Annotated in this window: 24 protein-coding genes and 1 riboswitch; of the genes, 14 read left to right on the forward strand and 10 right to left on the reverse strand. The window is 45.5% G+C overall.

Features of this window, described 5'->3' with window-relative positions:
- The first annotated feature begins 62 nt into the window (after positions 1-62).
- A riboswitch (TPP riboswitch) is annotated at positions 63-162 on the forward strand.
- Positions 163-266: 104 nt separating this feature from the next.
- Both thiT and map read left to right on the forward strand, forming a co-directional pair.
- On the forward strand, positions 267-842 hold the full coding sequence (thiT, locus tag FQV30_RS17125) for an energy-coupled thiamine transporter ThiT (RefSeq protein WP_146501350.1): 576 nt from the start codon (positions 267-269) through the stop codon (positions 840-842).
- Positions 843-927: 85 nt separating this feature from the next.
- Positions 928-1,677: a type I methionyl aminopeptidase gene (gene map, locus FQV30_RS17130; protein WP_146501351.1), complete on the forward strand. Its 750-nt coding sequence runs from the start codon at positions 928-930 to the stop codon at positions 1,675-1,677.
- Between the two features lie 16 nt (positions 1,678-1,693).
- Here map and FQV30_RS17135 read toward each other — a convergent pair whose 3' ends face one another.
- Positions 1,694-2,416 (reverse strand): tryptophan-rich sensory protein, encoded by a 723-nt coding sequence (locus tag FQV30_RS17135; RefSeq protein WP_146501352.1) that lies wholly within the window; start codon positions 2,414-2,416, stop codon positions 1,694-1,696.
- 214 nt (positions 2,417-2,630) lie between these two features.
- On the opposite strand from FQV30_RS17135, the gene FQV30_RS17140 reads away from it, so the two are divergent.
- From FQV30_RS17140 to FQV30_RS17150, 3 genes are all read left to right on the forward strand, one after another.
- Positions 2,631-4,430 carry a M3 family oligoendopeptidase gene (locus FQV30_RS17140; RefSeq protein WP_146501353.1) on the forward strand — a complete coding sequence of 600 codons (1,800 nt, stop codon included), beginning with the start codon at positions 2,631-2,633 and terminating at the stop codon, positions 4,428-4,430.
- Position 4,431: 1 nt separating this feature from the next.
- The gene (locus FQV30_RS17145) at positions 4,432-4,980 is read left to right on the forward strand and encodes a GNAT family N-acetyltransferase (RefSeq protein WP_146501354.1); all 549 of its coding nucleotides are present in this window, start codon (positions 4,432-4,434) and stop codon (positions 4,978-4,980) included.
- An 85-nt stretch (positions 4,981-5,065) separates the two neighbouring features.
- Positions 5,066-5,548, forward strand: a complete 483-nt coding sequence (locus FQV30_RS17150) for a DinB family protein (protein WP_146501355.1) — start codon at positions 5,066-5,068, stop codon at positions 5,546-5,548.
- A gap of 23 nt (positions 5,549-5,571) precedes the next feature.
- Here the strand turns inward: FQV30_RS17150 and FQV30_RS17155 are convergent, their stop codons facing one another.
- The 3 genes from FQV30_RS17155 to FQV30_RS17165 all read right to left on the reverse strand — a co-directional run bounded on the left by FQV30_RS17155 (position 5,572) and on the right by FQV30_RS17165 (position 8,948).
- Positions 5,572-6,135 (reverse strand): beta-class carbonic anhydrase, encoded by a 564-nt coding sequence (locus FQV30_RS17155; protein WP_146501356.1) that lies wholly within the window; start codon positions 6,133-6,135, stop codon positions 5,572-5,574.
- Between the two features lie 105 nt (positions 6,136-6,240).
- Positions 6,241-7,248 (reverse strand): rod-share determining protein MreBH, encoded by a 1,008-nt coding sequence (gene mreBH / locus FQV30_RS17160; RefSeq protein ID WP_146501357.1) that lies wholly within the window; start codon positions 7,246-7,248, stop codon positions 6,241-6,243.
- A 467-nt stretch (positions 7,249-7,715) separates the two neighbouring features.
- Complete coding sequence (locus FQV30_RS17165) at positions 7,716-8,948, reverse strand: aminopeptidase (RefSeq protein ID WP_146501358.1); 1,233 nt, start codon at positions 8,946-8,948, stop codon at positions 7,716-7,718.
- A gap of 206 nt (positions 8,949-9,154) precedes the next feature.
- On the opposite strand from FQV30_RS17165, the gene FQV30_RS17170 reads away from it, so the two are divergent.
- Both FQV30_RS17170 and FQV30_RS17175 read left to right on the forward strand, forming a co-directional pair.
- Positions 9,155-10,462 (forward strand): FAD-dependent oxidoreductase, encoded by a 1,308-nt coding sequence (locus tag FQV30_RS17170; RefSeq protein WP_146501359.1) that lies wholly within the window; start codon positions 9,155-9,157, stop codon positions 10,460-10,462.
- Positions 10,459-11,454 carry a class I SAM-dependent methyltransferase gene (locus tag FQV30_RS17175; RefSeq protein WP_146501360.1) on the forward strand — a complete coding sequence of 332 codons (996 nt, stop codon included), beginning with the start codon at positions 10,459-10,461 and terminating at the stop codon, positions 11,452-11,454. The genes FQV30_RS17170 and FQV30_RS17175 overlap by 4 nt, the downstream gene beginning before the upstream one ends.
- A 304-nt stretch (positions 11,455-11,758) precedes the next feature.
- On the opposite strand, the gene FQV30_RS17180 is transcribed toward FQV30_RS17175, so the two are convergent.
- Together FQV30_RS17180 and FQV30_RS17185 are read right to left on the reverse strand one after the other, a co-directional pair.
- Positions 11,759-11,980 (reverse strand): DUF1128 domain-containing protein, encoded by a 222-nt coding sequence (locus FQV30_RS17180; RefSeq protein WP_146501361.1) that lies wholly within the window; start codon positions 11,978-11,980, stop codon positions 11,759-11,761.
- A gap of 153 nt (positions 11,981-12,133) precedes the next feature.
- The gene (locus FQV30_RS17185) at positions 12,134-13,495 is read right to left on the reverse strand and encodes an alanine/glycine:cation symporter family protein (RefSeq protein WP_146501362.1); all 1,362 of its coding nucleotides are present in this window, start codon (positions 13,493-13,495) and stop codon (positions 12,134-12,136) included.
- 197 nt (positions 13,496-13,692) lie between these two features.
- Here FQV30_RS17185 and FQV30_RS17190 point away from each other — a divergent pair, with 197 nt between their 5' ends.
- On the forward strand, positions 13,693-14,244 hold the full coding sequence (locus FQV30_RS17190) for a YtxH domain-containing protein (RefSeq protein WP_146501363.1): 552 nt from the start codon (positions 13,693-13,695) through the stop codon (positions 14,242-14,244).
- Between the two features lie 65 nt (positions 14,245-14,309).
- Complete coding sequence (locus tag FQV30_RS17195; RefSeq protein ID WP_146501364.1) at positions 14,310-15,167, forward strand: YihY/virulence factor BrkB family protein; 858 nt, start codon at positions 14,310-14,312, stop codon at positions 15,165-15,167.
- Between the two features lie 52 nt (positions 15,168-15,219).
- Here the strand turns inward: FQV30_RS17195 and FQV30_RS17200 are convergent, their stop codons facing one another.
- A complete protein-coding gene (locus FQV30_RS17200; RefSeq protein WP_146501365.1) occupies positions 15,220-15,420 on the reverse strand; it encodes an SE1561 family protein in 201 nt (66 codons plus the stop codon).
- Positions 15,421-15,923: 503 nt separating this feature from the next.
- On the opposite strand from FQV30_RS17200, the gene FQV30_RS17205 reads away from it, so the two are divergent.
- Entirely contained in the window at positions 15,924-17,117 is a 1,194-nt protein-coding gene (locus FQV30_RS17205; RefSeq protein ID WP_146501366.1) for an MFS transporter, read from the forward strand.
- A gap of 44 nt (positions 17,118-17,161) precedes the next feature.
- Here FQV30_RS17205 and rlmD read toward each other — a convergent pair whose 3' ends face one another.
- Together rlmD and FQV30_RS17215 are read right to left on the reverse strand one after the other, a co-directional pair.
- Positions 17,162-18,526: a 23S rRNA (uracil(1939)-C(5))-methyltransferase RlmD gene (gene rlmD, locus FQV30_RS17210; RefSeq protein ID WP_146501367.1), complete on the reverse strand. Its 1,365-nt coding sequence runs from the start codon at positions 18,524-18,526 to the stop codon at positions 17,162-17,164.
- A 40-nt stretch (positions 18,527-18,566) separates the two neighbouring features.
- Positions 18,567-19,466 carry a TIGR01777 family oxidoreductase gene (locus FQV30_RS17215; RefSeq protein ID WP_146501368.1) on the reverse strand — a complete coding sequence of 300 codons (900 nt, stop codon included), beginning with the start codon at positions 19,464-19,466 and terminating at the stop codon, positions 18,567-18,569.
- A 93-nt stretch (positions 19,467-19,559) separates the two neighbouring features.
- Here FQV30_RS17215 and recX point away from each other — a divergent pair, with 93 nt between their 5' ends.
- Genes recX through FQV30_RS17230 form a run of 3 tightly spaced genes read left to right on the forward strand, consistent with a single transcriptional unit; the run spans position 19,560 to position 20,953 of the window.
- A complete protein-coding gene (recX, locus tag FQV30_RS17220; protein WP_146501369.1) occupies positions 19,560-20,366 on the forward strand; it encodes a recombination regulator RecX in 807 nt (268 codons plus the stop codon).
- Entirely contained in the window at positions 20,359-20,691 is a 333-nt protein-coding gene (locus FQV30_RS17225; protein WP_146501370.1) for a YfhH family protein, read from the forward strand. Before recX ends, FQV30_RS17225 begins: the two co-directional genes overlap by 8 nt.
- Before the next feature lie 4 nt (positions 20,692-20,695).
- A complete protein-coding gene (locus FQV30_RS17230; protein ID WP_146501371.1) occupies positions 20,696-20,953 on the forward strand; it encodes a YfhJ family protein in 258 nt (85 codons plus the stop codon).
- Between the two features lie 134 nt (positions 20,954-21,087).
- Here the strand turns inward: FQV30_RS17230 and FQV30_RS17235 are convergent, their stop codons facing one another.
- Positions 21,088-22,068: a metal-dependent hydrolase gene (locus tag FQV30_RS17235; RefSeq protein ID WP_146501372.1), complete on the reverse strand. Its 981-nt coding sequence runs from the start codon at positions 22,066-22,068 to the stop codon at positions 21,088-21,090.
- A 126-nt stretch (positions 22,069-22,194) separates the two neighbouring features.
- Here FQV30_RS17235 and mutY point away from each other — a divergent pair, with 126 nt between their 5' ends.
- Positions 22,195-23,265 (forward strand): A/G-specific adenine glycosylase, encoded by a 1,071-nt coding sequence (gene mutY, locus FQV30_RS17240; RefSeq protein WP_146501373.1) that lies wholly within the window; start codon positions 22,195-22,197, stop codon positions 23,263-23,265.
- Positions 23,266-23,267 lie beyond the last annotated feature (2 nt).

Here is a 23,267-nt window from a genome sequence, read left to right on the forward strand (position 1 = left end):
AACTGTCTTGTTGCTTTCACTCCATTGCTTAGGTACAATGTTCATGTTACCTAATTTAATGTATACACCACAAGGGGAGCTTTTGCTGAGAGTGAACAATTTTGTTCTTACCCTTTGAACCTGTAAGTTAATGCTTGCGCAGGGATGTGGATGGAAACCTGCCCTTATGCGGCGTCAGGCTCTATCCTGACGCCGCTTTTATATGGAAAAAAGGTTTTATTCTGCTGTCCCTTCTGGTGTTGTGCAAAACACATAAGGAGGAAATTATGAGAAATAAACGGGTTTTGTTGATGATGGAGATCGCAATTTTTGGAGCTCTTGGATTTGTGCTCGATTTCGTTGCTTTTAAGATGCCTCAAGGCGGCTCTGTCAGCTTGGTTATGATCCCCATTATATTGATGGCTTTTAGAAGAGGGGTATTGGCGGGTGTGTTGACGGGATTGTTGGTGGGGTTGCTGCAAATTGTTACCGGAACCATTTCAATCACACCGCTTTCTTTCGGATTTGTCGTCTTGCAAGTGTTTTTGGATTATCTTGTTGCTTACGCTGTTGTCGGGTTAGCAGGGGTTACACGAAGCAATTATTTGGATGGACACAGAAATGGGAGAACTGGCAAGATGATTACTGCCATTATTGCAGGGGTCTTGTTTGCTTCGTTGCTGCGCTATGTAGTTCACGTAATAACTGGAGTGTTGTTTTTCGGCATGTACGCAGAAGGCAACGTTTTGATTTACTCTGTCATTTATAACGCAACATATATGATTCCAGTCTTTTTGCTTGCGGCAATAGTTTGTTCGGCGCTTTTTGCAGCCGCTCCAAGACTTGTCGACAGCAAAGCTTAATACGAAGAAGAGGACTATCGCTAGGATAGTCCTCTTTTCTTATGGTATAATTTTTAATTAGAAAAGCTTGAAAGAAGGGTATTCAATGATTGCAACAACTGAGAAAGATATTGAAATGTTAAAAAAAGCCGGCCAGATGGTCGCGAAAATCCGGGAAGCCATGAAGGCAGCGACAAAACCGGGTGTTACAACAAAAGAGCTTGACGAACTTGGGGGACGGCTGTTCAAAGAGCTTGGCGGCGTATCAGGCCCGAAATCGGAATATGATTTTCCAGGCTATACTTGCATCAGCGTGAATGAAGAAGTAGCACACGGTATGCCAGGCAAGCGCGTTATCCAAGAAGGCGATGTCGTCAATATTGATGTATCAGGTTCGTATGAAGGCTATTTCTCAGACACAGGCATTTCTTTTGTGGTGGGGGATGGATATCCGGAAAAAGAAAAACTCTGTGAAGTTGCCCTTTCCTCATTTGAACGGGCAATGACCAAGGTCAAGGCTGGGGCGAAGCTGAACCAGATCGGCAAAGCGGTTGAACGCGAAGCAAAAGACAATGGTTTGTTCGTCATCAAGAATTTGACTGGCCACGGTATCGGGAAATCCCTGCACGAAGCACCCCAGCATGTATTGAATTACTATGATGCCTGGGAAACAACTATTCTGAAAGAAGGCATGGTTCTTGCCGTTGAACCATTTATCTCGCAAAAAGCCGAGCATATCATCGAATCCGGAGACGGCTGGACCTTTATCACGCCGGACCAATCGCTGGTTGCCCAAATTGAACACACTGTCCTTGTAACAAAAGGCGAACCGATTCTTTTAACTAAATTGGATTGAACGTAAAAAGGCCCGCTTAAGCGGGCCTTTTTTTTATCAGTAGTATGCCGGTTGCGATCACACCGCTCAAAAACAGCGAAGCGGTTGTCACGAGCAGTTCATCGGTGCCGTTTTTTACGGCGATGCCGATAAATGCCCAGATGAACACAAGAGCCAGCGGAACATCAAAATGATGGAAACGGATATGGAGCGCTATGGCAGTGGCAACGGTCAACATGATAACCGTCCATAACTGATCGCTGAGCCCGAAGCCGCTCCAATTGTAGTAAATTAAAACATAATTAATATTAGTGATGGCCGCGACGATGAGCCAGCCAAGATTGACTGAAACCGGCATTCTTTCCGTTGCTTTGCGTTCTGTATTTTTATATTGCAGATAAAGTCCGGCTACCGCTAACAAATAAGCGATAATTGCAGCAATGGACCAGCCAAAATGTTCATAATGCCACAGAAACAGCCATACAATATTGAATACAGCACTCAATGTAAAATACAATGTGATTTTTGCGGAGGGAATTTCACCATTTTTTACGCGAATCCACCAGCCGACAATCCAGATGGCGAACAATATGTAGATGATGGACCAGATGGAAAATACATAACCGGCCGGTGTGATCAACACAGGAAGCCGGTTGGAAATCCCGCCTGTAGTTTGTCCATTAATCGGCAAAATGTTTGCCAGAGCATTAAAAATGACAATGCTTAAAAAAGCAATGGTCATCACCAGTGTACGAACCATTAAAGATCCCTCCTTGTATACAGTATACCTGTCCTTATTCGGTTCAACAAATATCAAATTCCCAGAAATCCCATAATAATAGTAAAAAAGAGAAAGCCTGATATTTATTCGTCATCCAGCGCCCGCAACTGAAGGGATTTTATTCCTCCAAATCTGTAACAATGATATACTTATAAGTGTTTTTAGAAAATTAAGTTTTGTAGGAGGAAAGACAATGACAGTTAAATTTTCTGAAGTATGGGATTTGGATGTGCTGTTTCCGGGAGGCAGCAATTCCAAGGAACTAAGATTACATATGGATAACGCCGGACCAAAATTGGATGAATTTGAAGCGTTGGCCCGGAATTTCCAAGTGCCGGAATCGAAAGAAGATGCGCAGCAAGTAGCGGGCCTTCTTGAAGAAGTTAAAAATACAATGCTTCATTTGCAGCAGTCCGACGCATTCATCGGCTGTCTGATGGCCCAAGATACGGAAGATAAAAAAGCGGCATTATTGCAAAGCGAAGCTTCGTCGATGGGCGCGCGTTTCCAATCGGCCGTTCAAAAAATCCAACAGGATCTGGCCAAAACAGAAGACAGTGCGTGGGCAATCTTGCTGGAAGAACCGTCTCTCCACGAATTCAGCTTCCTATTGAACGAATGGCGTGAAGAAGCGAAATTGCAGCTTTCCGAAAAAGAAGAAAATCTGATTACGGCTTTGAGTGTGGATGGCTATCATGCCTGGAGCCAATTGTATGACATGCTCGTCGGTGAAATCAAAATTAAGATGACAGTTGATGGAAAAGAGAAAATCCTGTCAGTCGGCCAGGCGAACAACTTAAGTTCGCATGGGGATGCAGCTGTCCGCCAGGAATCTTATGAGAAATTGGAAGCGGCATGGACGGAGAAAGAGGAATTCTTCGCTAAAACACTGAATTCAATCGCAGGATTCCGCTTGGCGGTATACGGCAAGCGCGGATGGGAAAATCCGCTCCAGGAACCGCTTCATATCAACCGGATGAAAGAAGAGACGTTAAATGCCATGTGGGGGGCAATCAGCAAAAACAAACAGCCATTCGTGGACTACTTGAACAGAAAAGGGCGGATGCTTGGGAAAGAAGGGCTTGACTGGTATGACGTCGATGCACCTGTAACCCAAAGCACGCAGCATTTTTCATATCAAGAAGGCGCTGAATTCATTTTAAAGCATTTTGAAAAGTTTGGTCCAGAACTTGCGGAATTTGCAGAGCAGTCTTTTGAAAAAGGCTGGATCGAGGCGGAAGACCGTCCGAACAAACGCCCTGGCGGTTTTTGCACCGGGTTGCCCCTGACGGAAGAATCCCGTATTTTCATGACCTATAGCGGAACAATGTCGAATGTGGCTACGCTTGCGCATGAATTAGGGCATGCTTTCCATACGTTCGCCTTGCGCCCTGTCCATTCATTGAACCGTTCGTATGCAATGAACGTAGCGGAAACAGCATCCACATTCGCGGAAATGATCGTTGCAGACGCTGCGGTAAAAAATGCCGGAACGAACGAAGAGAAACTTGCGCTGCTTGAAGACAAATTGCAAAGAAGCGTGGCGTTTTTCATGAACATCCATTCCCGCTTCTTGTTTGAAACCCGTTTTTACGAAGAACGCAAAAAAGGCGTGGTTTCAGCAGAGCGCTTGAACAAATTGATGGAAGAAGCGCAGCAAGAAGGATTTGCCGGGGGGATCAGCTCCACGCATCCGCATTTCTGGGCATCAAAATTGCATTTCTACATTACAGATGTTCCGTTCTACAATTTCCCGTACACATTCGGCTATTTGTTCTCATTGAGCATCTACGCAAAAGCGCTTGAAGAAGGAGCCGGTTTTGAGGAGAAGTACATGGCCCTTCTGCGCGATACAGCCATCATGACAGCTGAAGACTTGGCGATGAAGCATTTGGGCGAAGATATTACGCAACAAGCGTTCTGGGAAAAAGGGATCGCTTTATGTGTGAAAGACGCAGAAGAATTCATCGCATTAACGTCTTCTGTGGAATGACATGAGTTTGCTATTCAATGGCCGGACATGTTACCTCCGGACTTTGGCTGTAGATGATGCGGAGGAGATGGTGCAGCTGCTCCTCCGCAACCGGGATTACTGGGCCATCTACGAACCGCGCCATCGGGACAGTTATTTTACAGTTGCAGTCCAACGGGAAAAAATAAGAGAAGCGATCTATCAGGCGCGGGAAAACCGGGAATATAGTTTTGGGGTATTTGAACATGAATCCAACCGCTTGATTGGCCATATCTCTATGTACGGCATCAAACGATTGCCTTTTTTGAGTGCACTTGTCGGATATTCGATTGATGAAGCGTATGTCGGAAGGGGGATAGCCACAGAAGCGGTTCGGCTTATAGTCGCTTTCGGTTTTGAACAATTGCGCCTGCACAGGCTGGAAGCCTATGTCTCTCCACGGAATTTGGGGTCGATTCGGGTACTCCAGAAGTCAGGTTTTCAAAATGAAGGGCTGTTGAGGGAATTCCTGCATATCAACGGCATATGGGAAGACCATTTCCATTTTGCAATGCTCGAGAGCGAATTTTGAAAGGGAAAGGCCGCCTACAAAAGATGGTGGAAAGAAATAAAAAGATGGTTTTTCGAATAAGGGACAAAGCGAAAGAAGGTGCAAAATGAATAAAGACAAGCTTTTTTCATATCACAAATGGGCCGCTTTAGCATGTCTAAACCATATTCAAACAGCCGGTGAAGAGCTTTACACACGTGAAGGTTCGAGTTCATTCCCTTCCATCCAAAAAACTGTCGAACATATCATTGGCGTGGAAAGGCTTTGGTTTTTAAGAATGCATGGGGTCAAACAGCCGGTGTTTGAACGCTTTGACGTTTCAACAATTGAAAAGGCGAAAGAATCCATTATGCTGCTGCATGCTGAAATGGAATTGTATTTTGCTTCTTTGTCAGAAGAACAATGGCAAGAGTCGCTGAATTTCAAGAACACGCGGGGCGATGATTGCGAGAACACGCGTGAAGAAATGCTGTTTTCATTCATCAACCATGCGTCATACCACAGAGGCCAAATCACTTCGCTTCTGCGCCAGTTTGGCAAAGAAGGCACATTGCTTGAGTTTTATTATTATGTACAGCAAAACCGCTGAGAATTTCTCAGCGGTTTTCGTTTTTATTCTTCATTTCCGTCCACAATAAGATCCAACTTGCCGGTTTTTGGATCGATGACCAAGCCATGAACCGGAACGGAACGGTCCATCAATGGATGGTTTTTGACCATGTTGACGCTGTGGCGAACGCTATCGGTGACATTGTCAAATCCTCGAAGCCACTGTCCTAAATCGATTCCTGAGTACTCTACCATCTCAATTGTTTTTTCATCAATTCCACGTGCTTTCATCTTTTCGAGGACCGAATCCGGCTCAATCGCAGCCATACCGCAATCATGGTGGCCAATTATGTAAATCTCATCTGCTCCCAGCGCATAAACGGCGACAAACAGGCTGCGCATGATTCCGCCAAACGGATGGTTAATGACTGCTCCTGCACTTTTTACAATCTTGACGTCTCCATTTTTTAAGTTCATTGCTTTTGGCAGCAATTCAAAAAGACGGGTGTCCATGCACGTTAAAATAACGATTTTCTTATCCGGAAATTTAGTTGTGATAAACTGTTCGTATTTCTTATCTTCTACAAATCCTTCGTTATACTCCAAAATTTCATTTAACATTGACATGATGAGTCCTCCTTAACTATTCTTCTTTTCTATTTTAATCGAAACAATTCCAAAAGACGAATGAAGTGTAAAAAAATCCGGAAGCATGGATGCTTCCGGATTTCATTATCTTGAAATTCGTTCGAGTTTGTTCATCATAACAAGAGAGCGTCCTGTGCCGATGGCAACAGATTCAAGAGGCTGAGGAGCAGTATGGACGGGAACAGAAATTTCTTCTGAAAGCCATTGTTGCATTCCTTTTAAAAGAGCACCGCCGCCAGAGATGACTACGCCTTGGTCCACGATATCACCGGATAGCTCAGCAGGGCAGTTCTCAAGAGTCGCACGGATACATTCCAAAATTGCTGACAATGGTTCTTTTAATGTTTCTTGAATTTCAGTAGATGTCAATGTCACAACTTTTGGCAATCCCGTCATTACATCACGGCCGCGGATTTCCATCGTTTCCGCTTTATGAGGAATAAGGGCATAGCCGATTTCTTTTTTTATGTTTTCAGCAGTCGGTTCACCGATCAACACGTTGTAATGTTTGCGAACGTATTGGATGATATCTTCATCCATCCGGTCTCCTGCTACTTTTACTGTGTTTGAAGATACCACACCACCGAAAGAGATAATTCCAACTTCCGTCGTACCTCCACCGATATCAACGATAACACTTGCGATTGGTTCGCTGACCGGTAAATCAGCACCGATTGCAGCTGCCACCGGTTCTTCGATCAAGTGAACATTTTTTGCGCCGCTTTGCTTGGCTGCGTCATGGATAGCCCGGCGTTCTACGGAAGTCGCTCCACAAGGAGTACAAATCATGACATTTGGCTTGCGGAATGCGCCTCCCATAATTTTTGCAGTTTTTTGCATAACAATCTTTAGTAGGTCAGTGGTTACTTCGAAATCAGCAATAACACCATCTTTAAGTGGACGGACAACACGGATGTGGCTTGGTGTTTTCCCCATCATCGCTTTTGCATCCTCTCCAATTGCAAGGACTTTATTCGTTTTTGTATCTAATGCAACAACTGAAGGCTCATTTAAAATAATGCCCTTTGCTTTTGTGTATACTAAAATATTCGCAGTTCCTAAGTCAATACCGATATCTGTAGCAGAAAACATGCACAAACTCCTCCTATTATAAAACAAGTTCCTTTGGCATTTTACCATGAAAAAATGAAGGGAAAGCGGAGGTGAATATTTTTGTTACATTACGAAGGACTTATGGCTTTGAATTCGTGCATAAAATAGGTTCATATACATGTTTTGTAATCGTTTTGAAATATAAATGTATTATTAATGTTAAATAATTGTCATTTGAAATAAAAAAAGAGGACGTGTAAAACGCCCTCTTTACGCTATTGATATTTTTTTGTTGGTACCGGGTCTACGTGTTCTGCATCGTGCGAATGCAATTCTTTTCCAAGAAAATGCATAAGCGTTACGAAAAATAAGCCAATAACGACCATGAAACCAAGGACAACTGTAATGCCATAAAGCATAATAGGATAACTCCTCTCCTGTTTGTAATCATCATTACATATTATACAGAAAAACCAAGAGAAAATTAAGTGTCGATTTTCAGAACCTTAAAATGCCCAGTTGCCGCCTCTGAATATCGGTTCACGCGTTCCATCTTCGAGTATGCCGTCAATATCCATCTCAGCAGAGCCGACCATGAAATCGACATGGGTGATGCTTTGGTTCAATCCATGTTTCAACAGCTCTTCGGAAGACATCGTTTTTCCGCCTTCAACACAGAATGCATAAGCGCTGCCGATAGCAAAGTGATTGGATGCATTTTCATCAAACAAGGTATTGTAAAACAAAATGTTTGATGCTGAGATCGGGGATTGATGCGGAACCAGTGCAACTTCGCCTAAGTAATGGGAGCCTTCATCCGATTCCACTAACTGTTTCAGGACATCCTCTCCTTGGGCGGCTGTTATGTCCGTAATTTTTCCGTTTTCAAAGGTGATCTTAAAATCATCGATAATATTGCCGCCATAGCTTAGCGGTTTTGTACTAGTTACATACCCGTTTACGCCCGTTTTATGCGGAACTGTAAAAACTTCCTCAGTCGGCATATTGGCCATGAATGTATTTCCCTTTTCATTTACCGAACCGGCGCCGCACCAAAGATGGCCATCAGGGAGAGCGACCTCCAAATCGGTCTTTGGCGATGTGTAGTGCAGTTTCGCGTATTTTTTATTGTTCAAATAATCGACCTTGGTATGGAGCGATTGATCATGGGCAAGCCAAGCTTCAACCGGCTGATCAAGGTCTGCACGTACGGCTTTGAAAATCGCATCCCATAGCGCTTCGACTTGCGCTTCTTCAGCGAGCTCAGGGAAAACTTTCGCTGCCCACGCTTTTGAAGGAGCCGCGATCACGGACCAGCTGACTTTGTCCGATTGGACCATTTGCCGGTATTTGCTTAAAGCTGTCCCGGTAGCTTTCTGGGCAGCCGATATCCGCTTCGAGTCGATGCCTTTCAAAAGATCCGGGCTTTGAGAAATGATGCTGAGAAAAGCGGAGCCTTGTTCAGCCAGTTGTTCACGTTCTTGGACTTTCCAAGCCGGAAACTCTGAAAAAGAATCTTCAGGCGCCAATTCAAAACGCAAACGGCTTGTTTCGTCATCGTTCCAGTCAATATGAACTTGTTTAGATCCCTTTTCATATGCTTTTTTTGCAATCAGGCGTACTAGCGGTGCCGCTTCAATAGATGCTGCGACATAAAGTGGCTGGCCGGGTTGGATATTAACCCCGACATTTACAGCCAATTCAGCATACCGAGATAATTTTTCATTAAAAGATGTCAATAAAATCTCTCCTCTCATCTTTTTCATAGTAGCAATATTCAATCATTCCCCGCAATCTATATCGGTGCTTTTACGAAAATATTTTCCTTCAAGCGTCCTCACTCCGGCATGACTGAAGCCGCAACGGATTTCCTCCCATTCCCCATGGCCATAAATGTTTCTCGATGCTTGAAATGCGGGTACAGAAAAGGAAGGGGATGAGGAATATGAAGACAGACGTATTCATCAGCGGCGGCGGCATCGGCGGCTTGACGCTGGCACTCAAATTGGTGCAGCGGGGAGTGGACGTTGTGCTTGCGGAACGGCAGGCAAAAGCGCCTGCTACCTATAAAGGCGAGTTGCTGCAGCCAAAAAGCATGAAAGTTTTTGATGACCTTGGCTTCTTCAAAGAAGTCCAGGCGCGCTCCAACCGGATTGAAGTCCTGGATATGCTTGAGTTATCAAGTTCATTGAAAGTTTTGGACCAATCCTTCATGGATTATAGTGTGCTCCCCGGCAAATACAATGCCTCTTATATGATGCCCCATGAAGAACTGAAAGCTTTGATGCTGGAACTCGCTTCTGCGCATCATCAGTTTCATTACTTGAAGGGAACTGTCTGCAAAGGCTACACCAAGAAGACAGCATTGCTGCAAAGAGGAAAAGAACAATTCGAAGTGGAAGCCAAATATTTTTTCGGAGCAGAAGGGCGTTCCTCCGTAACCCGGAAAGAGATGGGCATCGAAGTGAAGCAAACCACATATAATCATCACTTTTTAACCGTATCGTTTCCCCGTGATGAAAATTTTACAGACGGGCAAATCGTTTCTACATACAACCGGTTTCTGGGTTTGTTTCCATTGCCGAATGGGACGGTGCGAAGCGTTTATTTGATTCCTCAGGGAGATTACAAACGGCTGAAAGAAAAACCGATCAGCCATTTCCATAAACTTTATACGGATTTGGCGCCGATTGTGGATGGCTATGTCCAGAAATTGACGGACTGGAAAGAAATCCAGCTGATGATTCCGGTCATGTTCCATGCGCCTTCATACGTGAAAGAAAACAAAGCGATTATCGGAGACGCCGCACACGCGGTACATCCCATGGCTGGAGAAGGAATGAACATGGCTATTCAAGATGCGGATATACTGGGTGAATTGGCCGCAGACATGATTGAAAATGGAAAGACCGATCCGGCAAATTTATCGTGGTATGAAAAGGTCCGCTATAAGCGGGCCGACCATGTGCTGCAACTTAGCCACTTGGCAGCATTGGCTTATTCGTTCCCATTCAAGCCGATCAGTTTTATCCGGAAAAGGACATTTGAACGAATGGAGGAAGATGCCATTCTTCACTTTAAGCAGATGCTGAATGTTTCGGGTCTTGGCATGTGGAAGGAAAATGTCCATGACCGTTTTATCCAGGGCGGGCTGATGCCAATCAGGTCCAAGAGCTTGCCGATAGATATGAAAGAATTGAAGTACTTTACAAGAGAAGATGATTACCCGTGGAAAGTGGAGGGACTCCTATGATAGACGTGATGAAGATGTTAAAAGCAAGAATGTACATGAAACGGAACGAGCCTTTTCTATACAGTTGGCATGCTTACGTTGGCTATGAATTGGACTTGTTTAAGGCGTTTGAACGCCCTGTTACAAAATTTGATGTTGCCGATGCGCTGCAGCTTGATGAAGCTTTGCTGGAGCAATGGGTCAGCGTCGGGGTGTCTATCGGGCATCTGAAAGAAGCAGGGAGAAACCGCTATAAGACATGGAATGCCTGGAAGCTGCCGAAACCAAAAGGGCAGAATTCTTCGGGCGTCTTATTGAAAGAAATGATGGAATTGCACATTCCGACGCTGCTGAGTTATCCGGAAATGATGCGGGAAGGAAAGCGCCGCCATTTTGATGAGGAAAAGCACGCGCCGACTGTTGCGGAGACCAGCCGTTTGCTGGAAGTTCTCGCATTGCCGAAAATGGCAAAACAACTGAAAGAGAAAAAAGGCGGAAATGTACTCGATATCGGATGCGGGGAAGCCGGTTATATTAAGAAATTGGCGGAACGTTTCCCGAGCACTCACTTTACAGGAATCGAAATCAGTCCGACAGTCACCCAAACGGCCAAAAGATTGATTGCAGGGATAGACAACATCAAAATCGAAAATGCGGACTTATGGAAATATACGCCCGATGCGCAGCAGGATTTGATTTTGATGAATAACGTTATCCACTACATCGACCTGGAGGATCGGCAAAAATTATACCATCAGCTTGCTGGCTGGCTAAACAAGGAAGGCGTACTGTCGATCGTGACCCCGATTGCCGGGAGCAGCGACAGTCCGCCTTTTGCCAACGTCTTTAACAGCTTCTTCTCTTCGTTCGATAATTTATACCGTTTGCCGACTGCCGAAGAGCTGGCAGAATGGGGAGCGGAAGCGGGACTTGCGATGCTCGGCATCCATACCGTCATAAAAGAAGGCAGCTGGTATATCGTGCAATATCAGAAGGAAAGCGCAGGCGATTGAGAAAGACCTGACAGGCATAAAACAGACCGCGAGGAGGCTGTTGCCGCCGCAGTGGGCTGTTTTATGACCCCGAAGGTCTAATCGCCGGAGCTAGACAAAAAGGAAAGCTGAAACGGCTGTTCAGCTCCGGCAAGCGCTGGAGGGCTTGAAGGTCATGGCGTTCTTAGCCATGGGCGGCAAGACAGAAGCGACTCAAGGAGCTAGCCGTTAGAACTGGACAGAAGGAAAGCTGAAATGGCTGTTCGGCTGGGAGCTGAAAACAGCCCAAAGAAAAATCCCTGAAGAATCTCTTCAGGGATTTTTCTTATTTTCGCAAGGAACCTAATTCAGAAGCGATGGCTTCCATTTCATTAGGGCTGAACGAATCGCGCTTCGCAACCATTTCATAGAGTTCCCGCAAATCCTCGTATTGGGAAGCGTTGAAATGCTCCGGTTTCATGGCGTCGACGTTAACCATGCGCAATTTTGTTTTTATTTCCTCGATCATGAAGGTGACGTTTTCGTTTGATGGTTTTGATAAATCCATGGTGAGTCCCTGCCTTTCAAAGGAGTAAGAACTGTTCTGCTGGAAGGGGCAATGAAGCCAGCCTTAAAGCTTGATCGGTTCAATGACAATAAGCAGAAGGGAACCCCTGCTGCTTATTGTTTCACTTTATCATTCCACTATTCAAAAAGAATGTCAATTTCCAGCGCGTGCCGCTTCTTTTTCTTCTTTGATTTTCGAAACGATCCGTTTTGTTTCATAAACGATGACACCGGACAGTCCAAGCAGGCCGATCAAGTTCGGAAGAGCCATCAAGCCGTTCATGATATCAGAGAACATCCAAACCACATCAAGGGAAACCGTAGCGCCGATGAAGACAACCGCAATGAAGATGATTCGGTAAACAATCAGCAGGCTCGGGTTCCGGAATAGGTATTGGAAACACTTCTCGCCATAATAAGCCCAGCCTATGATGGTTGAAGAAGCAAAGAAAATCAATCCGATCGCTACTACAATCGGACCAACCGGCCCCAGGAACTGCTCAAACGCAGCTGTTGTCAGTGCCGAACCTTCCAGGCTCTTGTCCGTGTACATCCCGGACATGACAATGGTGATCCCTGTAATGGAACAGATGACCAATGTATCGATAAATACTTGCGTCATAGAGACAAGCGCTTGGCGGCCAGGCAAATCGGTAATGGCCGCGGCCGCAGCGATTGGCGCGGAGCCAAGGCCGGCTTCGTTGGAGAAGACGCCTCGCGCAACACCGTAGCGGATGGCGGCTCCAATTGCGCCGCCGACAGCTGCTTCCCCTGTGAAGGCAGAGCTGAAGATCGTGGCAATAGCCGGCAAAATCAGTTCAAGGTTTGTGATCATGACAGCTAAGCCGGCAATCAGATAAAATAGCGCCATGATTGGCACGAAGTAAGAAGTCACTTTCCCGATTGCAGTGATGCCGCCCAAAATAACAGCGCCGGCGAAAACCATCAAGATCAAACCTGTAATCCAAGTAGGGACATTGAATGTATCGCGTACTACAATCGCAACGGAATTGGACTGGGTGCCATTTCCGATGCCGAACGCGGCAACCGCTCCAAAAATGGCAAACAATACGCCCAGCCATTTTTGTTTTAATCCATGTTCCAAATAGTACATCGGACCGCCGGCCATTTGGCCTTTGGCATCGACAATACGATATTTGACTGCCAATACGGCTTCACCGTATTTTGTAGCCATCCCGAAGAATGCGGAAAACCACATCCAGAATACTGCTCCCGGGCCGCCGAGTATAACTGCCGTCGCAACACCGACTATATTCCCGGTGCCGACAGTTGCGGCCAAGGCGGTGGAAAGCGCCTGGAAATGGCTGATATCGCCCTGAGAGGTTTTGTCCTGGTTCTTTGAAAAAACAAGCTTCAATGCGTAAGGCAACAAACGCATTTGCAAAAGGCCGATCCGCACAGTCAAATAAATTCCGGTTCCAACCAATAAAATTAAAAGCGGAGGCCCCCACACAAAACTACTGATACTGCCTAAGATTGTTTCAATTCTCTCCATATTCTCATCCCCTTTATCCTGCTGTTCCAGCTTTAAATTTCCTATACATTTCTCCCTTCTTAAGCTTTTATATTCCGAAATATTAGACAAAGAGTCAAGGTTTTTTGAAAATAAAATTTACGAAGAGTTTAAAATTCAGCAGATTAGGGAAAAAATCCAAAGAGACGCAAGTACTATATTATTGGGAGGAATTCAGGATGAGCCAAAACAAATTAATGACAGGTATTTTAGTAGGAGCGGCAATGGGACTTATTGTTTCTTTATTTGACCGCAATACACGCAACGACGTAGTGCAGAAATCTAAAAAATTAGGAAGCAATGCTCAATATTACGCAACGAACAGAAAAGAATTGCAATCAGTGGTCCAGCAGCAAGCTGAAAAGGTACAGAATCTTTATTCCCGCATTTCGGAAGATGCTTCTTATGTCGGGGAGAAAGTCAATGAGTTGAAAGGATTGACTCCGCAAGTCAGAGAATTGGCTTTGGAAACGAAAGAGGCGTTCGTAGAAACAAAAGAAGCTGTTATCGATACTAAAAATGATGTGATCTCTGCTGTTAAAGAGGACAATCCATCGCCTAATACAACTTTGACTGATGGCGGAAGTTCATCATCGTCAACTTCAGGCGGATCTTCTTCAGGATCGTTGAATGCAGGCGGGAATTCATCTTCATCGTCAAACAACAGCGGATCTTCAACAACAAACAAAAACGGTAGCTCATCATCTTACAATTCTGGAAAAAACTCATAAGCTCTATTGGCTCCGGAAAAGATGAAAAGCTCCACCAATCGGAAGAGCGGCTGAACAATCTCCATATGTCCTACGATGTTCAAACCTTTTCCGGTTTTTTGAAAGAAGTGAATAAAAGGATTTACGATGTCGACGTAATGGGAGTAGGAGCGCAATTAGCGTTCTTTTTCCTGTTGTCGATATTTCCTTTGCTCATTTTTTTGGTGACGTTAGTTCCTTATTTGAATCTGTCGGAAGATCAAATTTATCATTTTATCGAAGAAGTAACCCCTCATGAAGTGTTCGTTCTGATCGAACAAACGCTGAGTGATATTTTAACGACCCAGAATAGCGGGCTTCTGTCTTTTGGGATACTAGCGATGATCTGGTCAGGAAGCATCGGAATGAACGCGCTTATCAAATCGTTGAACAGTTCCTATGGAGTCGCCGAAAGGCGCCCGTTATGGGTAGCGCAAGGCATGTCGATGCTGAATACCTTATTGATGATGCTTATTTTGGCGGTAGCGCTGGCTTTGCCGATTTTCGGCAGGCAAATTGGCCTCGTTATTTTTTCATACGCCGGATTGGAAGAAGGATTTTTAGCGACATGGAACGCCCTGCGCTTTACCATTCCAGGGCTTATCATATTTGTCCTCAGTTCCGTTATTTACTGGGTAGCCCCAAATGTCCGGCTGGATTTTGCCAGCGTATTGGCTGGAGCGGCCTTTACCGCAATTGGCTGGCTGGGTGTCTCTTATATCTTTTCCCTTTACATCAACAATCTGGCGATATATTCACCGACATTCGGCAGTATCGGCGGGATAATCATCTTAATGCTTTGGCTGTATGTGTGCGCTATGCTTTTGATGGTCGGCGGACAAATCAATGCGGTTATGCAAGGTCGCCGCGATCTTAAGGCGACGCAGGAAAATCAGGAGAACTAAAAAGAATCCCTTGGGCATCTGCAAAGATGAGCCTAAGGGATTCTTTTTAATGTTATTTTTGTTGTTCATCGGTTGGAGTAACTTTGAATTGCTGCATTTTTTCGTCCAGTTCGTCAACCATGGCGATCAAGCGGTCAATATCTTCAAGCTCGGTATTTTCCGGTTCGATTGCATCCAAAACTTCCAAAAACATATTCAGGCGCTCTTTCATGTAAACAACTTGTTCTTGTTTGTCTGTAATGCCTTTGCCCATTCGGTACACCTCATTTCGCATGTTAATAGTAGCGGATAGCAGAAAAAATATCAACTCATATAGGCATTTAGAAAGAATTTTAACGAAAAGGAGTCAGAAAATTTACTTTATTCTTTCTTTGTGTTAATGTTAGCTTAACAAAAAGGAGAGGGGATGAATAAAGAAAAACAAACCCTTATAGATTTTGATATTGAAGGAGGGAGATTATACATTCAAACGGCAATATTGCCAAGAATGGTATTATGAAAACACAAATGGATAGCATTAAAACTTAAAGGCCCATCCGCATTCTGAATTCAGAAACGGAAAGGGCCTTTAAATATGGACCAGTAAACTCCAGCCGCCCCCTAATCCACATTTCCCCCAACTTCCTTCACTTGTTTTTCAACTTTCTGTCGACATCCCGATTTTCGGGATAGAAATTTATATTCCTTCCACGCCTTATGTTAGAATCATATTTGACTGGATTTTACAGAAGAACGTGTTTTGTTTAGGAGGAACTTATGGCTTATTTTTTAAAAAGTGAACAAGCACGATTTTGGATTTTGGTCATGATTGTTTCCATATCCGGATTCTCGCAAGGCATGCTATTGCCGTTGATTGCAGTTATCTTTGAACAAGATGGCGTCTCTTCGGCATTGAATGGGTTGAGTGCTACGGGGTTGTACATAGGTACGCTGGTCATTGCTCCGTTCATGGAACCGCAATTGCGGAAATTTGGATTCAAGCCGCTAATTTTAATCGGCGGGGGATTGGTAATCGTATCACTCTTGGCGTTTCCGTTATGGAAAAGTGTTGCATTTTGGTTTGCGCTGCGCGTTTTGATCGGCATTGGAGACCAGGCCTTGCATTTCTCGACGCAAACGTGGATAACCAGCACTTCGCCGCAGCAGCGTCTTGGACGCAACATTGCCATTTACGGGATGTCATTTAGCATCGGTTTTGGATCAGGACCGTTATTTGTTCCGCTCGTAAACATTTTTGAACCGCTGCCATTCATTGTTTCGGGTATTTTATGCTTGATTGCCTGGTCTTTCGTGTTTTTGCTGAAAAACGATTTTCCGGAAGTCACATCAGGCGGAACCCATTCGTCCAAAGGGGTATTCGGGCGTTTCCAAGCAGCTATTGCAATTGCTTGGATCGCATTCTTGCCGCCTTTAGGCTACGGTTTTCTTGAAGCTTCGCTAAATGCCATCTACCCTGTTTATGCCTTGCGGCAGTCTATTGATGTTGCTTTGGTTTCCATCATATTGGCCGCTTTTTCAGCAGGGGCGATTGCGACGCAGCTGCCGCTGGGGGTCTTGAGCGATCGGCTCGGCAGGAAGAACGTCTTGATCCTTGCGCTCATTGGCGGGGCGGCAATGTTTGGGACAGCAAGCTTTTTTGAAACGAACGCTTGGCTGACAGTCGCCTTTTTTACAGCAGCAGGCATGTTTGTCGGTTCGACGTTTTCCTTAGGCATCTCATTTATGGCGGATTTGATGCCAAAAGAGCTCTTGCCGACAGGAAATTTGTTATGCGGCATCGCATTTAGTATCGGCAGTTTGGCTGGACCTTTTCTGGGCGGTGTTTTTGTTGGATATGCCGAGAACTTTAGTTTCCTGTTGCTGATTGCAGCCATGCTGCTGCTTATCGGCTTTATCATTGCTTTGAAAGGCAATCAAAAACGGCAGGAGTCTCCCGTATCGCAAGAATAAAGGGAAAAGGCGCAGGAAGCGATTTCGCTTCCTGCGCCTTTTAACTATTTCAATACGAGTTTTGTGACTGCTTCCACTTGCGCCGTTTGCGGGAACATATCAACCGGCTGGATATACTCTATGCGGTAAATTTTCGTCAATTGCTGCAAATCCTTGGCCAGTGTGGACGGGTTGCACGAAGTATAGACAAAGCGTTTCGGCTTTACTTTTAAAATCGTTTTCAGCAACGATTCGCCAAGCCCGGTGCGCGGCGGGTCGACGGTCAATACGTCAGGGACAAAGCCTTCGTTGCTCCACGTTTCCAGCCATTTTTCAGCAGTGCCAGTTACGTATTTCGCAGTGACGCCCATTTTTTTCGCATTGGCCTTCGCATCTACTACGCTTTCATGGATTACGTCCATGCCGCGAAGTTCTGCCGCGCTATCGGCGAGCCACAGGCCGATGGTGCCAACGCCGCAATAAGCATCAACAACCGATTCCTTGCCTGTCAGTTCTGCCGCACGTTTGATTTCGTCATAAAGTTTGACGGTCTGGACCGGATTGAGTTGGAAAAAAGCGCGCGCTGACAAATCAAAAGCCAGTTCGCCCAGTTCTTCATGGATGGTATCCTTGCCGTAAAGTGTGATTGTTTCGTCTCCGAAAATTAAGGAGGTTTTTTCTTTATTGATGTTTTGGACAATCGATACTAGATTGATATCAATTTGTTTCAGTTTTTCCAAAAGCAATTCCTTCTGCGGGATTTTGGAACGGGTAGTAATCAGTACGAGCTGAATTTCCCCAGTTTGGACTCCAGTGCGGACGACGATTGTCCGTACGATGCCTTTCATCGTCTTGCCGTCATAAATCGGTATTTTCAGCTCTTCGAGAATGCGTTTTACGGCATTGGTGATCACAGTCGTATCAGGATGCTGCACGATGCATTGTTCGATGTCGAGAAGCTGGTGTGAGCCTTCGGCAAACAATCCGGCGATCACTTTCGTCCCTTTCAAGCGAGTTTGAAATTGGCTTTTGTTGCGGTAATACCATGGATCTTCCATGCCGATCGTATTCTTGATCTGAACACTTGCCCCTTTCAAGTAACGCTCGAGGGCTTGGGCTACAAGATCCCGTTTTTCCACCAATTGCTGTTCATAAGTCATGTGCTGCAACTGGCAGCCGCCGCATGTCTCATAAATCGGGCAAGGAGGTGTTTGGCGGTGGGCGGACGGCTTGCGCAGTTTCAAGACCCGCGCTTCCGCAAAATTGCGTTTGATATTTGTCACTTGCGCCGTAATTTCTTCACCTGGCAGCGCGCCTTGGACGAATACGACATTGCGCTTGAAATAGCCGATGCCTTCGCCGTTGATGCCAAGCCGTTTGATCGTCAAAGGAAATTTTTGTCCTTCTTCGAAAATAGGTTTTTCGTTCAATGTTCTCACGTCCTTCGATTAATCATCCTTTCATTATACCTCATTTGTATAGATCAGCCAGTGCCGATTGCAAATGAGGGAAGGTGAATTCAAAACCATGCTGCTGGAGTACGGCCGGCAGCGCCTGCTGCCCTTCTAAAACCAGCCTGCTTTTCTCGCCGAGGGCCAGTTTTAATGCGGCGGATGGAACTGGAATCCAATGGGGCCGTCCGAGAGCTTTGGCAATTTCTTTGCCGAATTCTTTCATGCGCCGCGGATAGGGAGCTGTTACATTGAAAGGGCCTTCAAGCGCTTTCGTTTCAATAGCGAATTGAATGGCCCGGGCGACATCATAAACATGGATCCAGGACAGCCACTGTTTGCCAGAACCGACAGTACCGCCGCCAAACAATTGGTAAGGAAGTGCCATGAGAGGCAGTGCGCCGTCATCTTTTCCCAAAATGATGCCAAATCTGCCGTAAGCTACACGAATCCCGAGAGCCTTTGCCTGATCGGCAAGCCGTTCCCAGTCGATTACCGTTTTCGCCAGAAAATCGTTCCCATAGTTTTTCGATGTTTCTGTATAGGCGGCAGACTCGGAAGCAGGGTAAATGCCGACTGCGCTCGCGTTAATCAATGCTTCCGGTTTTCTTTCAAGAGCGTTCAAGATCCGAAGAACTTCTTTCGTGGCGCTTATTCTGCTGTCATGGATTTCTTTTTTCTGTTTGTCGCTCCAGCGCCCTGCATTGATCGAGGCGCCAGCCAAATTGACGAACGCGTCCATGCCTTCAAGCTGCTTTTCCGGCTGTGCCTGGTCGGTCAGCCACTCCACATAAGTGATTCCCATTGATGACTGTTTCGGATGCCTCGTCAAAATATAGATTTCCCAGCCCTGCATATGCAGCAGCCGTGTCAATTCCTTTCCGACAAAACCGGTTCCGCCGGTGATCGCTATCCTCATTTCAATCGCCTCCATTTCCTATATTCTACCCTCAATCCATGCATTTAAGCCCGCACAAGGTGTATAATAAATGAAGAAGAGAGGTGCCGATTAATGCCGATTATTACAAAAATCTCCCAAGGTAAAAATAATCCTGAGAGATACAATATCTTCTTTGAGGAGAAGTTTGCCTTTAGTGTGGATGAAGCGGTACTGGTCAGGTATCAGCTTACAAAAGGAAAAGAACTGGATCAGTGGACCATCGAAGAAATGGTATTTGAGGACCAAGTTCGAAAAGCGTTCAATGCAGCCTTGCATTATCTTGGGTTCCGTATGCGGAGCGAAGGCGAAGTGCGTACAAAGCTGAAAGAAAAAGAGTACGGTGATGCCGTCATAGATGAAGCAGTGAAAAAATTATATGAATTGAAATTTTTAGATGACCGGGCATTTTCGGAAGCGCTTATGCGGACGCAGATGAATTCCGGGAAAAAAGGGCCAAGAGCGATTCAGCAAGACATGCAGAAGAAAGGGATTGACAAACAAATGCAAAAAGACGTTTTGGATTCCTATTCGGAAGAAGCGCAATTGGAAATCGCGAGAGGCCTCGCAGAGAAAGTCGCTGCGAAAGAACAAAAGAAAACGCCGAACCAAATCAAGCAGAAAATCTACGATTTCCTGATGCGAAAAGGTTATCCGCGTTCCGTGATCCAGCAGGCAGTTGAAGGATTGGACCTGGAAAAAGACGACGAGCAATGGACCGACAGCGTAAAAGAACAAGGCGATAAATTATGGAGAAAACACAGCAGTAAATTAACGGGCTACGACTTGAAATCGAAAGTCAAACAGGGGTTATACCAAAAAGGGTTTCCCAGTGAAGTGATCAGTGAATATTTGGATATGAAGGAGCAAGAAAATGACTGAACATAAGCGATACAGCCAAATGACCGAACATGAGCTGCGCTCTGAAATTGCGCGTTTGAAGGAAAAGGCGAGAAAAGCGGAGCAGCTTGGCATTGTCAACGAATTTGCGGTACTGGAACGAAAAGCAATTATGGCAGCCGCCTATTTGATGGATCCGAATGATTTCAAGAAAGGCGAAGTGTACCGCATTGAAGGCGATCCCAATATGTACTTTAAAATTGATTACTTTAACGGGCGTTTTGCTTGGGGCTACCGCCTTGGCGGCGAAAGGCATTTAGAAGCCCTGCCGATTTCCATGCTGCGTCCACTAAAAGAAGGGATGTAAAAGGATGAAAGAACTGATCGAAGAACTGATTGCGGAATTGCGCGATAAAAATGAAGAGTTGTCCGAAGCTAAGGCGAGAGTCTGGATTGAACTGCTTGTCTCGGATTTCGAGGCTTCCTATGCGAAAGCGGGCTACGATTATCAAGGGACGGCTGTAGTGGAAAAAGTCGTTCGCCAATGGATCGAGAGCTATGGCGATAAGATCCATGAGTTTGCTGGACGCAACCCAAAATATGCACACCTGCTGAACGAACAAGAGTGATTGAAAAAACGCACACTATCGCAGTGTGCGTTTTATAGTTCATTGAGTGCCTGTTGCATGGAGGAATCGCGGATAATGATGGAATGATTGGTTGAATGCCTCCAAAGAGCGGCCGAAGCGGCTTTCAGTCTTTATTAGTTCATGCTGAAATCCAGTTTTTCCCTTAATTTATCTTCGCTGAAAATCCAACCGGTGTACGATTGGACAACTTTGCATTCGTGGTTCAATCGGGCAACGGCGACAAATGGGTAATAGTCGTTGCTGCGGTAGCGCAAGTCGATTAGGCGGACTTCATAAAACTCGTCGATTTCACTGATTTCCCAGCGATAAAGAGGAGAAAAGGAGACGAACGCCGCCAAGTTGCTGTCTTTTAAAGCTGCCTGCATCAAGTTGGAAGTCGGCAGCGGTGTTTTAGGGAATTTATCGTAAATATTGATCGATCGCCCGTAAGCTCTGCCGACATAATGATGGCGCTTGGAATCAGCTGCGATGCGCCATTGAAAAAAACGTATCGTCGGAGCTACAATGATTTCTTCGGCATCTGGAATGGTATTTCGTACAGCATGCCGAACTGCTGACTGGACCGCAAAGCGGGTTACATAATAGAAGAACAGAACGATATACAGGATGGAAATTGTCCAGACCGGATCTGTTCCAAAAGCCCAGAACATTAAAGCGATCAAGTGAGCGCCGAAAATGATCGGGTCAAATGTGTTGATTACGCCAAGCGCCACCCACTTATTCGAAAAAGGCCGGAGCGCCTGCGTGCCGTATGAATTGAAAATATCCACAAAAACGTGAAGAAATACGGCTAGAAAAGTCCATAGCCATAAATGCAGTATATTGGCCTCCTGAAAGATGAGCCCTAAAACAAAGGTTATCAATATCGGCCATAACAATACAGCCGGTATGGAATGGGTGATGCCGCGATGGTGCCGGATATAAACGGCGTTATTCCGCAATTTAAGAACAGTGTCGATATCTGGGGCCTGAGAGCCGATGATGGTTCCTGCGATTACCGCAGTCGCGGTGATAGGATGGCCGGCTACAGCCGGATCTGCCATGGCAAGGCCGCCGAGGGCAATGCCCATGACAACGTGCGTGCCCGTATCCATTGCTTCATCCCCTTTCTTATAAGTTAATTTTTGTCGGCAATCGTTATATTTTGTTAAAATAATAACATTCACTGATGGTGCTACAATACCCGAAATTCTTAGGGAATAATCTCCCAACTGGAGGCAATGACAATCAATATTGACAAAAAGCAATTTCAACAAGATTTAATCGGCTGGTTTTTAGCGGAAAAAAGGGACTTGCCATGGAGGCGCACAGCAGACCCTTACCAGATTTGGATTTCAGAAATTATGCTGCAGCAAACCAGAGTAGACACGGTGATCCCTTATTATAAACGGTTTGTCGAGAAATTTCCTACACTGTATGATCTGGCTGAAGCAGATGAACAAGTCCTGCTAAAAGAATGGGAAGGGCTCGGATATTATTCGCGCGCGCGCAATCTCCAGGCAGGGGTCAAAGAAGTCGCGGAAAATTACGGAGGCATTGTGCCCGGCAACCGTAAAGAGTTTTCCTCCCTCAAAGGCGTCGGCCCGTATACAGCAGGCGCTGTCCTGAGCATTGCTTATGGAATTCCGGAACATGCGGTAGACGGGAACGTCATGCGTGTGTTGTCCCGGATTCTATTGATCGAAGAAGATATCGCGAAGCCGAAGACGCGAAAAATTTTCGAAGAAGCGGTGACGGAAATCATCAGCCATGACGATCCTTCGTCATTCAACCAAGGATTGATGGAACTCGGCGCCTTGATTTGTACGCCGACTTCACCGAAATGCCTATTGTGTCCGGTACGGGAACATTGCGCCGCTTTCCATGAAGGCAAACAGAGCGATTTGCCAGTGAAAACGAAAGCGAAGAAAAACAAGGCGGTACAGTACGCGATGGTGGCAGTCAAGGCAGGCGATTCTGTCTTGATGGAACAGCGGCCGTCCAGCGGATTGCTTGCAAATATGTGGCAATTTCCAATGTTGGAACTGGCAAAAGAGGCACTGCCGTTCGAAATCGAAGAAGAGCTTTCCGAGAATTTCAGCGGAAGAGTCGGCGGAGTTGAAAAAATTACTTCTTTCAAACACGTCTTTTCTCATTTAACATGGAATGTGGATGGCTATATCGCCAAAGGAGACAATTTAAAAATTCCTGCCCATATGAAGTGGGTGACGGCAGCAGAACTCGACTTGCTGCCAATAGCAGGGCCGGTTCAAAAAATGAAAACGGCATTACAACTTAGAGGAGATGTTTGATA

This window comes from Planomicrobium sp. CPCC 101110 (assembly GCF_007859395.1).
Taxonomy (GTDB): Bacteria; Bacillota; Bacilli; order Bacillales_A; family Planococcaceae; genus Planococcus.

Coding starts and splice junctions, on each gene's coding strand:
- FQV30_RS17185 (WP_146501362.1), bottom strand. CDS start 13,495: ATGGAGAGAATTGAAACAATCTTAGGCAGTATCAGTAGTTTTGTGTGG.
- FQV30_RS17215 (WP_146501368.1), bottom strand. CDS start 19,466: ATGAGGATAGCGATCACCGGCGGAACCGGTTTTGTCGGAAAGGAATTG.
- FQV30_RS17145 (WP_146501354.1), top strand. CDS start 4,432: ATGAGTTTGCTATTCAATGGCCGGACATGTTACCTCCGGACTTTGGCT.
- mutY (WP_146501373.1), top strand. CDS start 22,195: ATGACAATCAATATTGACAAAAAGCAATTTCAACAAGATTTAATCGGC.
- FQV30_RS17150 (WP_146501355.1), top strand. CDS start 5,066: ATGAATAAAGACAAGCTTTTTTCATATCACAAATGGGCCGCTTTAGCA.
- FQV30_RS17205 (WP_146501366.1), top strand. CDS start 15,924: ATGGCTTATTTTTTAAAAAGTGAACAAGCACGATTTTGGATTTTGGTC.
- FQV30_RS17140 (WP_146501353.1), top strand. CDS start 2,631: ATGACAGTTAAATTTTCTGAAGTATGGGATTTGGATGTGCTGTTTCCG.
- FQV30_RS17170 (WP_146501359.1), top strand. CDS start 9,155: ATGAAGACAGACGTATTCATCAGCGGCGGCGGCATCGGCGGCTTGACG.
- FQV30_RS17180 (WP_146501361.1), bottom strand. CDS start 11,980: ATGGATTTATCAAAACCATCAAACGAAAACGTCACCTTCATGATCGAG.
- recX (WP_146501369.1), top strand. CDS start 19,560: ATGCCGATTATTACAAAAATCTCCCAAGGTAAAAATAATCCTGAGAGA.
- FQV30_RS17235 (WP_146501372.1), bottom strand. CDS start 22,068: ATGGATACGGGCACGCACGTTGTCATGGGCATTGCCCTCGGCGGCCTT.
- mreBH (WP_146501357.1), bottom strand. CDS start 7,248: ATGTTTTCTGCTACAGATATCGGTATTGACTTAGGAACTGCGAATATT.
- FQV30_RS17190 (WP_146501363.1), top strand. CDS start 13,693: ATGAGCCAAAACAAATTAATGACAGGTATTTTAGTAGGAGCGGCAATG.
- FQV30_RS17175 (WP_146501360.1), top strand. CDS start 10,459: ATGATAGACGTGATGAAGATGTTAAAAGCAAGAATGTACATGAAACGG.
- FQV30_RS17200 (WP_146501365.1), bottom strand. CDS start 15,420: ATGGGCAAAGGCATTACAGACAAACAAGAACAAGTTGTTTACATGAAA.
- map (WP_146501351.1), top strand. CDS start 928: ATGATTGCAACAACTGAGAAAGATATTGAAATGTTAAAAAAAGCCGGC.
- FQV30_RS17195 (WP_146501364.1), top strand. CDS start 14,310: ATGTCCTACGATGTTCAAACCTTTTCCGGTTTTTTGAAAGAAGTGAAT.
- FQV30_RS17230 (WP_146501371.1), top strand. CDS start 20,696: ATGAAAGAACTGATCGAAGAACTGATTGCGGAATTGCGCGATAAAAAT.
- FQV30_RS17225 (WP_146501370.1), top strand. CDS start 20,359: ATGACTGAACATAAGCGATACAGCCAAATGACCGAACATGAGCTGCGC.
- FQV30_RS17135 (WP_146501352.1), bottom strand. CDS start 2,416: ATGGTTCGTACACTGGTGATGACCATTGCTTTTTTAAGCATTGTCATT.
- FQV30_RS17155 (WP_146501356.1), bottom strand. CDS start 6,135: ATGTCAATGTTAAATGAAATTTTGGAGTATAACGAAGGATTTGTAGAA.
- thiT (WP_146501350.1), top strand. CDS start 267: ATGAGAAATAAACGGGTTTTGTTGATGATGGAGATCGCAATTTTTGGA.